The 14,004-nt window shown below is 70.0% G+C and carries 13 protein-coding genes and 2 pseudogenes; 10 read left to right on the plus strand and 5 right to left on the minus strand.

Features of this window, described 5'->3' with window-relative positions; all coding sequences use genetic code 11:
* The first annotated feature begins 5 nt into the window (after positions 1-5).
* Both ISP17_RS17625 and ISP17_RS17630 read left to right on the plus strand, forming a co-directional pair.
* A complete protein-coding gene (locus ISP17_RS17625) occupies positions 6-680 on the plus strand; it encodes a GNAT family N-acetyltransferase (RefSeq protein WP_404635509.1) in 675 nt (224 codons plus the stop codon).
* Between the two features lie 72 nt (positions 681-752).
* Positions 753-1,457 carry a glutathione S-transferase gene (locus tag ISP17_RS17630; RefSeq protein WP_404635511.1) on the plus strand — a complete coding sequence of 235 codons (705 nt, stop codon included), beginning with the start codon at positions 753-755 and terminating at the stop codon, positions 1,455-1,457.
* 41 nt (positions 1,458-1,498) lie between these two features.
* Here ISP17_RS17630 and ISP17_RS17635 read toward each other — a convergent pair whose 3' ends face one another.
* The gene (locus ISP17_RS17635) at positions 1,499-1,930 is read right to left on the minus strand and encodes an EamA family transporter (RefSeq protein ID WP_404635513.1); all 432 of its coding nucleotides are present in this window, start codon (positions 1,928-1,930) and stop codon (positions 1,499-1,501) included.
* 7 nt (positions 1,931-1,937) lie between these two features.
* Positions 1,938-2,465 (minus strand): DUF2782 domain-containing protein, encoded by a 528-nt coding sequence (locus tag ISP17_RS17640; protein WP_404635515.1) that lies wholly within the window; start codon positions 2,463-2,465, stop codon positions 1,938-1,940.
* Between the two features lie 129 nt (positions 2,466-2,594).
* Here ISP17_RS17640 and polA point away from each other — a divergent pair, with 129 nt between their 5' ends.
* From polA to ISP17_RS17660, 5 genes and pseudogenes are all read left to right on the plus strand, one after another.
* The gene (gene polA, locus ISP17_RS17645; RefSeq protein ID WP_404635517.1) at positions 2,595-5,366 is read left to right on the plus strand and encodes a DNA polymerase I; all 2,772 of its coding nucleotides are present in this window, start codon (positions 2,595-2,597) and stop codon (positions 5,364-5,366) included.
* A gap of 422 nt (positions 5,367-5,788) precedes the next feature.
* Positions 5,789-6,007, plus strand: coding sequence for a hypothetical protein (locus ISP17_RS17650; protein ID WP_404635519.1), 219 nt, complete (start codon positions 5,789-5,791; stop codon positions 6,005-6,007).
* A 93-nt stretch (positions 6,008-6,100) separates the two neighbouring features.
* Positions 6,101-7,507, plus strand: a pseudogene (locus ISP17_RS19540) (UvrD-helicase domain-containing protein); the annotation flags it as partial.
* Between the two features lie 123 nt (positions 7,508-7,630).
* A pseudogene (locus ISP17_RS19545) lies at positions 7,631-8,419 on the plus strand (3'-5' exonuclease); the annotation flags it as partial.
* Positions 8,420-8,486: 67 nt separating this feature from the next.
* The gene (locus ISP17_RS17660) at positions 8,487-8,825 is read left to right on the plus strand and encodes a hypothetical protein (RefSeq protein ID WP_404635523.1); all 339 of its coding nucleotides are present in this window, start codon (positions 8,487-8,489) and stop codon (positions 8,823-8,825) included.
* A 19-nt stretch (positions 8,826-8,844) separates the two neighbouring features.
* Here ISP17_RS17660 and ISP17_RS17665 read toward each other — a convergent pair whose 3' ends face one another.
* The 3 genes from ISP17_RS17665 to ISP17_RS17675 all read right to left on the minus strand — a co-directional run bounded on the left by ISP17_RS17665 (position 8,845) and on the right by ISP17_RS17675 (position 12,304).
* Entirely contained in the window at positions 8,845-10,098 is a 1,254-nt protein-coding gene (locus ISP17_RS17665; RefSeq protein WP_404635525.1) for a heme biosynthesis HemY N-terminal domain-containing protein, read from the minus strand.
* Positions 10,095-11,195 carry a uroporphyrinogen-III C-methyltransferase gene (locus ISP17_RS17670; RefSeq protein ID WP_404635527.1) on the minus strand — a complete coding sequence of 367 codons (1,101 nt, stop codon included), beginning with the start codon at positions 11,193-11,195 and terminating at the stop codon, positions 10,095-10,097. Before ISP17_RS17670 ends, ISP17_RS17665 begins: the two co-directional genes overlap by 4 nt.
* Before the next feature lie 329 nt (positions 11,196-11,524).
* Entirely contained in the window at positions 11,525-12,304 is a 780-nt protein-coding gene (locus tag ISP17_RS17675) for a uroporphyrinogen-III synthase (RefSeq protein WP_404635529.1), read from the minus strand.
* Between the two features lie 145 nt (positions 12,305-12,449).
* Between ISP17_RS17675 and ISP17_RS17680 the strand changes: the two genes are divergently transcribed.
* The 3 genes from ISP17_RS17680 (at position 12,450) to ISP17_RS17690 (ending at position 13,968) form a co-directional block, all read left to right on the plus strand.
* Positions 12,450-12,959 (plus strand): YiiD C-terminal domain-containing protein, encoded by a 510-nt coding sequence (locus tag ISP17_RS17680; protein WP_404635531.1) that lies wholly within the window; start codon positions 12,450-12,452, stop codon positions 12,957-12,959.
* Between the two features lie 72 nt (positions 12,960-13,031).
* Positions 13,032-13,448, plus strand: coding sequence for a hypothetical protein (locus ISP17_RS17685; RefSeq protein WP_404635533.1), 417 nt, complete (start codon positions 13,032-13,034; stop codon positions 13,446-13,448).
* A gap of 79 nt (positions 13,449-13,527) precedes the next feature.
* The gene (locus ISP17_RS17690; protein ID WP_404635535.1) at positions 13,528-13,968 is read left to right on the plus strand and encodes a rhodanese-like domain-containing protein; all 441 of its coding nucleotides are present in this window, start codon (positions 13,528-13,530) and stop codon (positions 13,966-13,968) included.
* Positions 13,969-14,004 lie beyond the last annotated feature (36 nt).

Genomic DNA, 14,004 nt, shown 5'->3' on the forward strand with positions numbered 1-14,004 from the left:
ACGCCGTGCATCCGCTCGACCGCCCGGTCTGGTCCAGCCTGTCGACGGCACACCGGCCGCTGTCGCTCGGTGACGACTTGGCGCGGCGCTACGTCATCGACGTGAACCTGTTCGCCTCGGCGCGCGACGACAGCGACGAGGCACTCGCCGCACTGGCTGCATTGGTCGGCTCCGGCGAGCAGGTCTACCAGCTGCAGGTACCGGAGATCACGGTGCCGCCCGGCCTGGTCGCCGTGAAGCGTGCCTGGGGCGTGCAGATGGTGGCGCAGCAGCCGCTGGCTGGCGAACCCAGCGCCGACATCGTCATGCTGGGCGACGAGGACGCCGCCGAGATGCTGGCGCTGGCGCGACTCACCCAGCCCGGTCCGTTCCTTGCGCGCACGCACCGCATGGGCCAGTTCCACGGCGTGCGCATCGGCGGCCGCCTCGCCGCGATGGCCGGTGAGCGCTTCCGCTTTCCCGGCTGGACCGAGGTGAGCGGCGTGTGTACGCATCCGGATTTCCGCGGACGTGGACTGGCGCGCCGGCTGTCACAACATGTGGCCACGCTGATCGCCGCACGCGGCGACACCGCCTTCCTGCACGCGTGGCGCGACAACACGCCGGCCATTCGCCTCTACGAAAGCCTGGGCTTCGCCTGGCGCAGCGACGTCCACGTCGCCGTGCTGGCGCGTGCATAACAGGCAAGCGAACACGCCGGCTTCAACCGGCAGCGATTAGCGTCGTGGCGACTCCCGGCGAGGACGCCCGCCATGCGCTATCAGCTCTACTACTGGACCGGCATCCAGGGCCGCGGCGAATTCGTGCGGCTGGCGCTGGAAGACGCCGGCGCGGATTACGCCGACGTCGCGCGCGTCGAGGGCGACCGCGTTCTGCAGCCCTTTCTCGAGGGCAAGATGCCCGCGATGCCGCCGTTCGCGCCGCCGTTCCTCAAGGCCGGGCGGCTGGTAATCGCCCAGGTCGCCAACATCCTGCACTACCTCGGTCCGCCGCTGGCGCTGGTGCCGAGAGCGGAGTCGCGCCGGCTGCAGGCACTGCAGTGGCAGCTGACCATCGCCGACTTCGTGGCGGAAATCCACGACAGCCACCATCCGATTGCCGGTTCGCTCTACTACGAGGAACAACGCAAGGAAGCGGCGCGCCGGGCCGAGGATTTCCGCCGGCAGCGCCTGCCGCACTTCCTCGGCTATTTCGAGCGCGCACTGGTCTGGGCCGGCGGGCGCCATGCGCTGGGGCAGCATTCCTACGTCGACCTGTCGCTGTTCCAGCTCGTGCGTGGGCTCGAATACGCCTATCCCCGGGCGATGCGCAAGCAGGCCCGACGGCTACCCCACCTGCGCGCCCTGGCCGAGCGCGTGGAGGAGCGCCCGCGCATCGCCGCCTACCTCGCGTCGCCGCGGCGGCTGGCATTCAACACGCAGGGCATCTTCCGCCACTACCCGGAGCTCGACGGCTGACGGTTTCCGCGCTGTGGCGGGGCTCGCTCGCGGGCGTTGCGCTAGAACAGCGCGATAACCATGGCGCCGGCGACGATCAGGCCGCCGCCGACGAGCATCGGCACGCTCGGCTTCTCACCCAGGAACAGCAGCCCGAACACGATCACCATCGCCACGCTGAGCTTGTCGATAGGCGCCACCTTGCTCACCGGCCCCAGCTGCAGCGCGCGGTAGTAGCACAGCCAGGAAAGGCCAGTGGCGATGCCGGAGAGCACCAGGAACAGCCAGCTGTGCCACGGCAGTCCGGACGGCCGCGCCCATTCCCCACGCAGGCTCAGGATGCCGGCGGTGACCAGCAAGATCACGATGGTGCGGATGAAGGTGGCGAGGTTGGAGTTGATCCCCGCCACGCCCAGCTTGCCGAACAGTGCGGTGAGCGCGGCGAAGAACGCCGAGCCCAGCGCGAAGAGCAGCCAGCTATCGCGCATCGGCATCGTCGGCTCAGTGCGAGCCGCTGTCGGTGTCGCCCTTGCTGTCGCGCTTTTCGTCCTGCGGCGGCGGGCTCTTGCCCCACTCCATGATCTTGTACATCACCGGCCGCACCGGCGGCTGGCCGGCCTGGTCGCGCAGCTTGCCCTGGTTGTCGACCATGTAGGTCTGCGGCACGCCGTTCTTCGGCGTCACCACCACCATGTAGAGGCGGCCGCTCTGGCGGTATTCCTGGATGGTCTGGTCACCCTCACGGTGCACCTGGACGTCCGGGATCGCCTCGCTCGGGCCGGTGTCGCCCGGCTGGCGCGGCAGCGGGATCGGCTTGCCGGGCAGGCGCGTGGGCGTCATCTCGGCGGGCGTGGACTGGGTCGGCGTGGCGCTCGGTGCCGGCGCCGTATCGGGGGTCGGCGTGACGCCCGGATCGTTCATGCCCGGCGGCGGCAGCGCGGGCTGGTTCGGCTTGGTCGGTGCGTCCTGCGCGTGCGCCTGGGCGAACAGCAGCACGGCGGCGAGGGCCAGGGGAAGACGGGCTTTCATGGCACACAACCTCACGCGGGGGGAGAGGCACGCAGCATAGCAGCGCGCTGCTTGAGCGCCGGATGAAGCGGCTGCGCCGCGGGCTGCGCGCAGGCACCCATGCCGGACACCCATGCGAGAATGCCGCGCATGGCCAAGCTCATCCTGATCGACGGTTCCTCCTACCTCTACCGCGCCTTCCACGCGCTGCCGCCGCTGAGCAACGCGCAGGGCGAGCCCACCGGTGCGCTGTTCGGCGTGGTCAACATGCTGCGCGCCACGCTGAAGGAGCAGCCGACCTACATGGCCTTCGTCAGCGATGCGTCGGGCCCGAACTTCCGCAACGACATGTACGCCCAGTACAAGGCGAACCGCCCGCCGATGCCGGACGACCTGCGCGCGCAGGTGCAGCCGATGCTCGACATCGTGGCCGCGCTGGGCTTTCCGATCCTGCGCGTGACCGGCGTGGAAGCGGATGATGTGATCGGCACGCTGGCGCTGGCGGCGCAGGCGCAGGGCATCGAGGTGGAGATTTCCACCAGCGACAAGGATTTTGCCCAGCTGGTGCGCCCTGGCATCACCCTGGTCAACACCATGACCAGCACGGTCACCGATCGCGACGGCGTGATCGCCAAGTTCGGCGTGCCGCCGGAGCGGATCATCGACTTCCTCGCGCTCACCGGGGACAGCATCGACAATGTGCCCGGCGTGGCCAAGTGCGGCCCGAAGACCGCCGCCAAGTGGCTGGAACAGTACGGCTCGCTGGACGGCATCATCGAACGCGCTGCCGAGGTCGGCGGCAAGATCGGCGAGAACCTGCGCGAAGCCCTGCCGCAGCTGCCGCTGTCGCGCGAGCTGGTCACCATCAAGACCGACGTGGCACTGGACGTGGGCGTCACCGACCTCGCGCCGCGGGCGAAGGACGTCGACGCCCTGCGCACGCTGTTCACCCGCTACGAGTTCAAGCAGGCGCTGAAGGAGCTGGACAACGGCAATGCCACTGTGGGAGCGCATCCCCGGATCGAGTCCGGGGCAGGCGCTGTGCGCGAGAGTCCTTCGCCGGATCAGGACCATGAGCAACCCTCGCAGGGTGCGCTCCTGCATGAGGACATCGCGCCGGGGAGCTACGAGCTGGTCACCACCCCGGCGCAGCTCCAGGCTTGGCTGGCCAAACTCGAGAAGGCCGAGCTGATCGCCTTCGACACCGAGACCACCAGCCTCGATGCGCTGCAGGCCGAGATCGTCGGCGCCTCGTTCGCGGTGGAGAGCGGCCACGCCTGCTATATCCCGCTGGCACACGATTACCCCGGCGCGCCCGCGCAGCTGGATCGCGAGGCCACGCTGGCCGCGTTGAAGCCGATCCTGGAAACCCCCGCGCGCCCCAAGCTCGGCCAGCACGCCAAGTACGACATCAACGTGCTCAGCCAGTACGGCATCGCGGTACAGGGGCTCAAGCACGACTCGATGCTCGAATCCTTCGTGTGGAACGCCACCGCCACGCGCCACGACATGGATTCGCTGGCGAAGAAGTACCTCGGCTACGACACCGTCAAGTACGAGCAGGTGGCCGGCAAGGGGGCGAAGCAGATTTCCTTCTCGCAGGTCGACCTGGACACCGCCTGCCGCTACGCGGCCGAGGACGCCGACGTCACCCTGCGCCTGCACCGCGCGCTGTGGCCGAAGCTGGAAAGCGAGCCGGCGCTGCGCAAGGTGTACGAAGAGATCGAGATCCCGCTGGTGCCGGTGCTGGCGCGGATGGAGCAGCGCGGCGTGCTGATCGACGCCCACGTGCTGCGCCTGCAGAGCCAGCAGCTGGGCAAGCGCATGCACGAGCTCCAGCAGCAGGCTTATGCCGAAGCCGGCCGCGAGTTCAACCTCGACTCGCCCAAGCAACTGCAGGCGATCCTGTTCGACGAACTGGGCCTCGCCGCCAAGGTGAAGACCCCGACCGGCCAGCCCTCCACCAACGAGGAGGCGCTGGAAGCGATCGCCGACGAACACGCGCTGCCGCGGCTGATCCTCGACTACCGCGGCCTGGCCAAGCTGCGCTCCACCTACACCGACAAGCTGTCGAGCATGGTCAATCCGCGCACCGGGCGCGTGCACACCAGCTACCACCAGGGCGGTGCTGCGACCGGGCGCATTTCCTCGTCCGATCCCAACCTGCAGAACATCCCGGTGCGCACCGAGGAGGGCCGCCGCATCCGCCAGGCCTTCATCGCGCCCGACGGCTGGCGGGTGATGGCGGCGGACTATTCGCAGATCGAGCTGCGCATCATGGCCCACCTGTCCGGCGACGAGGGTTTGCTGAAGGCGTTCCGCGAAGGCGGCGATGTGCATCGCGCCACCGCGGCCGAAGTGTTCGGCATCGCGCCCGAGGACGTCACCGGCAACCAGCGCCGCGCCGCCAAGGCGATCAACTTCGGCCTGATGTACGGCATGAGCGCGTTCGGCCTGGCCAAGCAGCTCGGCGTTGACCGCGGCGAAGCCGGCGACTACATGGCGCGCTACTTCGCCCGCTATCCCGGCGTGCAGGCCTTCATGGAGGCCACCCGCAAGCAGGCGCACCGCGACGGCTACGTGGAAACCATCTTCGGCCGCCGGCTGTACCTGGAGAACCTGACCTCGCGCAACCAGGGCCTGCGCCAGGGCGCCGAGCGCGCCGCGGTGAACGCGCCGATGCAGGGCAGCGCGGCCGACATCATCAAGCGCGCGATGATCGCCGTGGATGGCTGGCTGGCCGGCCGCGACGATGCGCGCATGCTGATGCAGGTGCACGACGAACTGGTGTTCGAGGTGCGCGCCGATGCGGTGGAGGCGGTGCGCGCCGGCGTGATCGCGCGCATGAGCGGCGCGGCCGAACTGAAGGTGCCGCTGCTGGTCGACGCGGGCGTGGGCGCCAACTGGGACGAGGCGCACTGAGGCGTTGAGGAAAACCCACTTGCAGCAGTTCGCACGGGCGCGACAGGGGTCGAATGGCTGGAGCGTCGGAGCCCGTGCAGTTGTTGGATTTTCGTCAAATGAATCGGCGCTAAATCTTTCCGGAAACCGGGGCAACTTTCCGCCGTCGGCGCGCTCTATATCCTCGGATGCACGCAACGGCGTCCGTGGGTCCCTCCCCTCCCTGGAGAACCCAACCGATACGAGCCTTCCCCTGGGCCTCCGTATCGCGGTGATCCGGTCTTCCCCTGGACCGTCTCACCACCCCGGCCCCGAAGGTTCCCCCTAGCCTTCGGGGCTTTTTTTGCCCGCACGACGAGGCGCCGCGCCTAAACGCTGGCCCTGCACCTCGCGTGCACATTCCCGGCGCCTATGATCACCCCTTCATCACAGGAGGAAGGTCCATGCGTGCAGGTCTTATCGTTATTGGCGTCGTGCTGCTCGCTGCGGGGGTCTGGATCACCATCGGCAACGGCAGCTACAAGCAGACCGACACGGTCGCCAAGCTCGGTCCCGCGGAGATCACCGCGACCCATCAGAAGTCCATTCCACAGTGGGTGGGCATTGCCGGCATCGTGATCGGCGGCGTGCTGGCCATCGGCGGCTTCGTCAGCAAGCGCTGAGTTTCACCCGCGCGTCACCCTCGACCGCCGCCTCCGGGCGGCGGTCGTCGTTTCAGCAGGGCGATCGGGTCGTGCACCGTTACAATCGTGCGGATGGATGTTTCCCACCTGATCGATTCGCTCAACGACGCCCAACGCGAAGCCGTCTGCGCCCCGCCCGGCCACTACCTCGTGCTGGCCGGCGCCGGCTCCGGCAAGACCCGCGTGCTCACCCACCGCATCGGCTGGCTCACCGAAGTCGAGCGAGTGCCGCCGTGGGCGATCCTCGCCGTCACCTTCACCAACAAGGCCGCCGGCGAGATGCGCGCGCGGCTCGGTGCCCTGATTCCCAACAGCACGCAGGGCCTCACCGTGGGCACCTTCCACGGCATCGCCCATCGCCTGCTGCGCCGGCACTGGGCCGAGGCCGGGCTGCCGGAAGGCTTCCAGATCCTCGACTCGGACGACCAGCAGCGGCTGGTCAAGCGCGTGGTCGCCGGACTGGGCCTGGACGACGCGAAATTCCCGCCGCGCCAGGCCTGCTGGCAGATCAACAGCTGGAAGGACGAGGGCAAGCGGCCGGAGAACATCGAGCACTTCGACCACCCGGTCACCCGCACCTTCGTGCAGATCTACCAGGCCTACGAGGACGCCTGCCGCCGCGCCGGCCTGGTCGACTTCGCCGAACTGTTGCTGCGTGCGCACGAGCTGTGGCTGAAGAATCCGGCGGTGCTGGAGCACTACCAGCACCGCTGGCGCTACCTGCTGATCGACGAGTTCCAGGACACCAACACGCTGCAGTACGCGTGGATTCGCGTGCTCGCCGGCGCCACGGGCCAGGTATTCGTGGTGGGCGACGACGACCAGGCGATCTACGGCTGGCGCGGCGCGAAGGTGGAGAACGTGCAGCAGTTCCTGAAGGACTTCCCCGGCGCGCGCACGATCAAGCTGGAACAGAACTACCGCTCCACCGCCACCATCCTGAAAGCCGCCAACGCGGTGATCGCGCGCAATGGCGGCCGCCTCGGCAAGCAGCTGTGGACCGATGGCGACACCGGCGAGCGCATCGCGCTGTACGCCGCCTACAACGAGCAGGACGAGGCGCGCTTCGTGATCGAGCGGATCCGCGAATACGTCGACGAGCACGGCAGCGCGAAAGACTGCGCCATCCTGTATCGCTCCAACGCGCAGTCACGCAACTTCGAGGAGCAGCTGACCCAGCGCAACATCCCGTACCGCGTCTACGGCGGCCTGCGCTTCTTCGAGCGCGCCGAGATCAAGGACGCACTGGCCTACCTGCGTCTCACCGCCAACCGCCACGACGACGCGGCCTTCGAGCGCGCGGTGAACACGCCGCCGCGCGGCATCGGCGATCGCACGCTGGACGTGCTGCGCCGGCGCGCGCGCAGCGAGAACGCCTCGATGTGGGAAGCCGCCCTGCACGAACTGGCCGGCGCCAGCGAGCTGGCCGGCCGCGCGAAGAACGCGGTGAAGGCGTTCCTGGCGTTGATCGACCAGATGGCGCGCGATTTCAGCCCCACCACGGTGGCCCCCCTCTCCCCCGGTATCGCCGGGGGAGAGGGTCGGGGTGAGGGGGCAGGCTCTTTCGACGATCAAGAGCCCCCCTCACCCTTCCCTCTCCCCCGAGCAGGCTCGGGGGAGAGGGAAAACCACGAGAACCTCACCCTCGCCGAGCAGATCGACCACGCCATCACCCACACCGGCCTGCGCGACTTCTACGAGAAGGACAGTCGCGGCAATGCCGAATCGCGGGTGGAGAACCTGGACGAGCTGGTCAACGTGGCCAGCCGCTTCGAGCTGACGCCCGACGACATCGACGCGGGCCTCAGCGAGCTGGCCGCCTTCCTCTCGCATGCCGCGCTGGAAGCGGGCGAAGGCCAGGGCGAAGCGTGGGACGACTGCGTGCAGCTGATGACGCTGCATTCGGCCAAGGGGCTGGAGTTCCCGGTGGTGTTCCTGGTGGGCCTGGAGGAAGGCCTGTTCCCCAGCCAGCGCTCGGTCGAGGACGAGGGCCGGCTGGAGGAGGAGCGCCGGCTCGCCTACGTGGGCATCACCCGCGCGCGCGAACGGCTGTTCATCACCCACGCCGAATCGCGTCGCATGCACGGCACCGAGATGCTGGCGCGGCCCTCGCGCTTTCTCGGCGAGATGCCGGCCGAACTGATCGACGAAGTGCGCCCGCGCGTGCAGGTGAGCCGGCCGCTGTACGGTGGCTACCGCGCGCCCGCGTCGGCCTCGCTGGAGGAAGCGTTGCCGGTGAAGCTCGGCCAGCGCGTGAGCCACCCCACGTTCGGCGAGGGCGTGGTGCTCAGCGCCGAGGGCGCCGGCGCGCACGCGCGACTGCAGGTGAACTTCGAGAACGCCGGCAGCAAGTGGCTGGTGGCCGCCTACGCCAACCTGACGCCGCTGTGAAGTAGTCCGGCGGACGCCGTTGTCCAACGCCCCGGTTTTCGCAACGTCGGGTGGCGGCAGGCAGCCCATGACCGAATCCAAGCCGTCCAGCCGCCTGCTGGACTACGACCTGTGCGTGCACATCTTCACCGCCTCGGCCGGCATGGTCGGCGTGTGCCTGACCGTCATCGGCATCATCCGGGTGGTGATCTCGCTGCGGAAGGCCGACCTATTCGTGGACGACCTGCTGGCCGGCGACGCGATCCTCTACCTGATCGCCTGCCTGCTCTCCTACTGGGCGCTGCGCACGCGCAACCTCAAGCGCAATCACCGGGTGGAACGGGTGGCCGACGTGATGTTCCTGGTCGCGCTCACGCTTACCGCGATCAGCGCAGGCATGATCGCCTGGGCGATCTCGGTGCGCTGAAGACCGCCTCCCGCACGCGTCACTCGCGCAGGCGCGGCACCCCGTGTTCGTCGCGATCCTCGATCGCGATCGGCCGCGTGTCGATCACGCCGGCCGAGGCCGTGGGCACGTTCTGGATCATGTCGCCGCGGGTCAGTGCCAGCGCGTTGCGGAAGCAGCGCTGCGCCATCACCGCGTCGCCCTGGCCGGTCCACATATCGGCCAGCGCCTCCCACGCGCCGGCACTGGGCGCCAGCGCGATCGAGCGTTCCAGGTGCTTGCGCGCCTTGCCCCACAGCTTGAGCTTCACGCACAGGCGGCCCAGCGCGAGCAGCAGGCCGGCGTCGTTGGGATGGGCGTCCAGCCAGCCCTCGGCGCGGCGCAGGCGCGCGTCGAGGTCTTCGTTGCCCAGCGCGCCCCACGCCTGCACCAGCGAGGACGACCACTCGCGGCGCAGCGCCGATTCCAGCTCGTCCATCGCCGGCAGGATCATGCCGAGCTCGGCCGCGCGGCGCGCGTAGGCTTCGACCACCACCGGCGCGCGGCGCTGGTTCTTCGGCAGCTGCGACCACAGCGTGTTGAGCGCGGCGGCATCGGCGGCGGATTGCACGCTGGCCACCAGCACCTGGTTTTCCAGCGCCTGGTAGTTGCGGCTGCCCAGCGCGGCGCTCTTCTGCAGCGGCGCCAGCGCGGCGCGCGCGCGGCGCGTGTCGCCGGCGGCGAGCGCGGCCAGCGCCAGCTCGCGCCAGCCGCCCGGAGGCAGGCTGCCGTTATCCGCTTCCGGAGCCAGCAGCGCCACGGCCTCGGTCGGCTTGCCGTCACGGCGCAGCAGCGCCGCGCGTAGCACCCGCGCGGCCTGCGGTACCGACTGCGCAGCCTGGTTGAGCGACTCCAGCGCGCGCGTGGATTCACCGCGCCGCGCCGCCGCTTCGGCTGCCGCCAGCAGGGCCGGGCCTTGCAGTGCGTCCAGTCGCGAGGCGCGCGACAGGTCGCGCTCCGCATCGCCGTTGCGCCCCTCGGCCAGGGCCACCAGGCCGTCGGCGAGACGACGGCGGCTGAGCCGGCGATGGCGGCGGGTCAGCGCACCGAACGGCCAGCGGGCCAGCTGCCACAGCGCACCGAACAAACCCCAGGCCAGCAGCAGGATCACCACCGCAGCGAGCACCGTGGTCTGCACGCGCCAGCCGCGCAGGCGCACCAGCACGTAGCCCGGGTCCTCGGCGATCCAGTGCCAGCCGAATGCGGCCAGCGCCGCGATCAGCACCAGCAGGAGAATCCAGCGCCACAGCTTCACGGCTTCGCTCCCGCCGGCGCCGGGCCGGGCTTGAGCGCATGCACGGCGCGCAGGTTGCGCAGTTCGGTGAGCGCAGCGCCCAGCTCCACCGGCTTGGTCGGCTGCGCGGCCTTGAGCAGGTCGGCCAGGGTGGCGCGAGCCTGCTTCACCGCCGCATCGTTGCCGTCGAACTGCGCGGCGAGGCCGGCATCGGCGCGCTGCAGGGCGGCGAGATAGCCCTCCGCATCGTGCGCCAGCAGCGCCGATTCGGCGTGCGCCAGATCCAGCGCCACCAGCTCGCGGGTGAGCCGGGCGTCGGCCACCGCCATCGGTGCGCCGCTGTCGCGCTCGATGCTCACCACGCTGGCCAGCGCATGGCCGATGCGTGCCCACACGCTGTCGGCAGCTACATCCGCCGGCGCATCGAGCGGCTTCAGCGGCAGCGTGTCGAGCCCGCCGCGCAGCTGCTGCAGCTGCTGCAACGTAGTGTCGGCGTGGATGCGGGCGCCTTGCTCCAGCGCCTCGCGCTCGGCGGTGACGCTCTGGCGCAGGCCGGAGAACGCGCCGTCGTCCACCGCGGACAGCGCCTGGTCGGCAAGCGCGTACGCGGCGGCCGCGCCGGCCGCGTCGTGGAACAGCTGGTAGCGCTCCTTGCCCATGCGCAGCAGGGATTCGGTCTCGTCCAGCAGCATCGCGTCATGGCCGGAGAGGCTCTTCTCCGACAGCTTGGCCACGGCATCTTCCAGGTTGCGCAGGCGCTCGTTCTGACCGAGCAGCTCCTCGCGCATGCCGCGATTGACGTCGTCGGCGTCGCGCAGGCGTTCGCGCAGAGTGCGGCGCTCGTCGTCCATCGCCTTGAGGGTGCTTTCCAGCGTCGCCGTGCGGGCGCTCAGGCCATCGAGCGTGCTGCTTGCGGCGGCATTCGCGCGGGCCTGCTGCCACTGCTGCCAGCCCACGTAGCCGGCGCCGCCGGCGGCCGCCAACGAGAGCAGCACCGCCAGCGCCAGCGCGCCGCCGTGGGACCGCGGTTCTGGCGCGCGCGGCGAGCTGGCGCGGGCCGGGGACGGAACGCTCGCCGCGGGCGCGGCGGACTCGTGGGAAGGGGCGTCGTTGTTCATGCGCGCATGCTAGCAGCCTGTCGAACTTGAGTTGACCGAGCTGCAAAGCCGTCTGCGCGGTCCATGTGTCCGCCGATTCCTGGTCCATGGAGCCACCATGGGCCGGCAGCATCTGTCCTCACGCAGACGGCCTTTCGCCTCGACTACTCAAGTCCGACAGAACTGCCGGGCGGTAGATACCAAGCGAGCGGGGCCGGGCATGAGCGGGAGATGGGGCGATCGGCCGGGCGATCGTCGCCGTCGACGAAAACGCGCACGGATACCGGACGAAGTGGCGATGCCGCAGCCGCTCGTGTTTCAGATGGCGTGCTTGAGAGGGCCGCCGCGCATCAGCTCTGCGTGACACCCGCCCCGCTCGCCGCCTCCACCAGATCCGCCGGCAGCGCCGAACGCGCCAGCACCAGACGCGTCCACCCCGCCGCGCGCGCCACCTCGCGCAGCCGTGCGCTGCTGACCACGGCGGTGATGCCGCACAGCGCCCGCCATGCCTCATCCGGCAACTGGCGGCGCAGGTGCGCGATCGCCTCGGCGCTCGACAGCAGCACGCAGGCGTCCGCCGGCAGCGCGTGCAGCAGGGGATCGACGTGGCGACGATCCAGTCGCGGCGGCACCCGCCGGTAGACGTGCACCTCGCGCAGCTCGGCGCCGCGCGCGGCCAGCGCCTCGCGCAGCAGGCCGCGCCCGCCTTCGGCGCCGATCAGCGCGACCGGCGTGCCCCGCAGCGCCTGCAGCGCGGGCAGCGCGAGCACGCCTTCGCTGTCCTGCCGGGATGGCGCCACCGGCGCACGCACCCCGGCGCGCTCCAGCGCACGCGCCGTGCCCTGGCCCACGCCGATGGCGGGGCAATCCGCCGGCAGCAAGGGCTGCAGCGCGTGCGCAAAACGCACCGACGCCGGGCTGGTGAAGACCACCCGCTCGGCGCGCAGTGCAGCGGCCAATGCCACGCGGGTTTCCGCATCGTCGATCGCGCGCAGCGCCATGCCCGGCACGTGCAGCGGGCAACCACCGGCGGCGCGCACCCGGCGCATCACCGCGGCGGCCGCACCGACGGGGCGGGTGATCACCACCACGCGGCCGTGCAGATCGTGTGGCGCTGGAGGTTGGGGCATGCGTGCGTCCCCTGGACGGTGGGCAACGTAGAGAAACAGGTACGACCTTTCGCGCGTCGCAGTCTAGCGGCGATGGGCCGTACACTGGTCCGCCCTGCCCGCTGCCCACGGCCGGCAGCGATCCATCCCCGCTTCGAGTGTCGACATGCCTGCAGCTTCCTCCCAACCCTCGCATCGCGCCGACGATGTGGCGGAACTCGCCCTGGCCGAAGCGCTGGTGCAGTTCATCCGCGACGAGATTCCGCTGGCCCGCGCGATGGACCTGTCGCTTGCGGCCGCCTCGCCCGACCACCTCAGCCTGGCCGTGCCGCTGGCGCCCAACGTGAACGACAAGGGCTGCGCGTTCGGCGGCAGCCTGGTGAGCCTGATGACGCTGGCCGGCTGGGCGCTGGTGGAACTGGCGCTGCGCCGCCGCGGCGAGGATTGCGACGTGTTCGTGGGCGAATCCACCGTGCGCTATCTCGCCCCGGTATGGAGCGACTTCCGCGCCGATGCGCAGCTCGCACCCGGGGCGGACTGGACCACCTTTTTCGATACGCTCGATGCCCGCGGTCGCGCCCGCATTGAGGTGGTCTGCGAAGTGCCGGGCGAGCCCGGCAAGCCGGCCGCCACGCTGTCCGCGCGCTTCGTCGCCAAGCGCCGCGCAAGCCACTGAGCCGCCGTACGGGCTTGCCCGCCCGGCGGCATGCGTCACAATGCCCGGGCCTTCATCCGGGAGACCGACTCCATGCGCCGCATCGCCACCCTGTGCGTCCTCGCCGGCTTCGTGCTGCTTGCCGGCTGCGCCACCGACCAGCGCAACACGACGCTCACCGCCACGCTCAACGCCTACGGCAGCACCGTGCGCTGGGGTGACTTCGCCAGCGCCGAGCAGTTCGTCGATCCGAAGGTGCGCGAAGCGCATCCGCTGACGCCCATCGAGCTGTCACGCTTCAAGCAGTACCGCGTCAGCGACTACGACGACGGCCAGGGCCCGGTGCCCACCGGCGAGAACGAGGCGCAGCAGGTGGTGCGCATCGGCATCGTCAATCTCAACACCCAGGCCGAGCGCACCCTGGTGGACAAGCAGACCTGGCACTACGACCCCAAGGCCAAGCACTGGTGGCTCACCAGCGGCCTGCCGGATCTCACCACTGCGCGCTGAGCGCCGTTCCCTGCAGCCCGTATAATCGCGGGCTTTCCGCCCCACTCCCGCGGCCTGCGGCTGCCCCAGCGAAGCACCCATGAACGATTTCCTGCACAAACTGCCCGCCTTCGTGGGCAACCATCTCGCGCTCTCGGCGCTGTTCGTGATCCTGCTGGTGGCGGTGATCGTCACCCAGCTGATGACCCTGCTGCGCAAGTACAAGGAGCTCACGCCGGCCGGCCTGACCCTGCTGATGAACCGCGAGAACCCGCTGCTGGTGGACATCTCCCCGCGCGACAGCTACGAGAAGAGCCACATCCCCGGCGCCAGGCACGTGCTGATGAGCCAGTTCGACCCGGAGAGCAAGGACCTGGCCAAGGCCAAGGACCTGCCGGTGATCGTCATCTGCCGCGCCGGCCAGACCGCCCAGGGCGCCGCCCAGCGCCTGGTGAAGGCCGGCTTCCAGCGGGTCTATTTCCTCGGCGGCGGCATGGGCGCGTGGACCCAGGCGCAGTTGCCGGTGGCGAAGGGGAAGTAGGGCTGCACTCGCCGCACACCGAAGATCACGCTGATC

Origin of the sequence: Dyella ginsengisoli, from assembly GCF_044904665.1 — a bacterium.
Classification (GTDB): Bacteria; Pseudomonadota; Gammaproteobacteria; order Xanthomonadales; family Rhodanobacteraceae; genus Dyella_A; species Dyella_A ginsengisoli.

What these genes read in the sequence shown, in the direction of transcription:
- ISP17_RS17650 (WP_404635519.1), top strand. Translation starts at nt 5,789, where the DNA reads ATGCGTGCAGGTCTTATCGTTATTGGCGTCGTGCTGCTCGCTGCGGGG.
- ISP17_RS17630 (WP_404635511.1), top strand. Translation starts at nt 753, where the DNA reads ATGCGCTATCAGCTCTACTACTGGACCGGCATCCAGGGCCGCGGCGAA.
- polA (WP_404635517.1), top strand. Translation starts at nt 2,595, where the DNA reads ATGGCCAAGCTCATCCTGATCGACGGTTCCTCCTACCTCTACCGCGCC.
- ISP17_RS17690 (WP_404635535.1), top strand. Translation starts at nt 13,528, where the DNA reads ATGAACGATTTCCTGCACAAACTGCCCGCCTTCGTGGGCAACCATCTC.
- ISP17_RS17670 (WP_404635527.1), bottom strand. Translation starts at nt 11,195, where the DNA reads ATGAACAACGACGCCCCTTCCCACGAGTCCGCCGCGCCCGCGGCGAGC.
- ISP17_RS17660 (WP_404635523.1), top strand. Translation starts at nt 8,487, where the DNA reads ATGACCGAATCCAAGCCGTCCAGCCGCCTGCTGGACTACGACCTGTGC.
- ISP17_RS17675 (WP_404635529.1), bottom strand. Translation starts at nt 12,304, where the DNA reads ATGCCCCAACCTCCAGCGCCACACGATCTGCACGGCCGCGTGGTGGTG.
- ISP17_RS17680 (WP_404635531.1), top strand. Translation starts at nt 12,450, where the DNA reads ATGCCTGCAGCTTCCTCCCAACCCTCGCATCGCGCCGACGATGTGGCG.
- ISP17_RS17640 (WP_404635515.1), bottom strand. Translation starts at nt 2,465, where the DNA reads ATGAAAGCCCGTCTTCCCCTGGCCCTCGCCGCCGTGCTGCTGTTCGCC.
- ISP17_RS17635 (WP_404635513.1), bottom strand. Translation starts at nt 1,930, where the DNA reads ATGCCGATGCGCGATAGCTGGCTGCTCTTCGCGCTGGGCTCGGCGTTC.
- ISP17_RS17685 (WP_404635533.1), top strand. Translation starts at nt 13,032, where the DNA reads ATGCGCCGCATCGCCACCCTGTGCGTCCTCGCCGGCTTCGTGCTGCTT.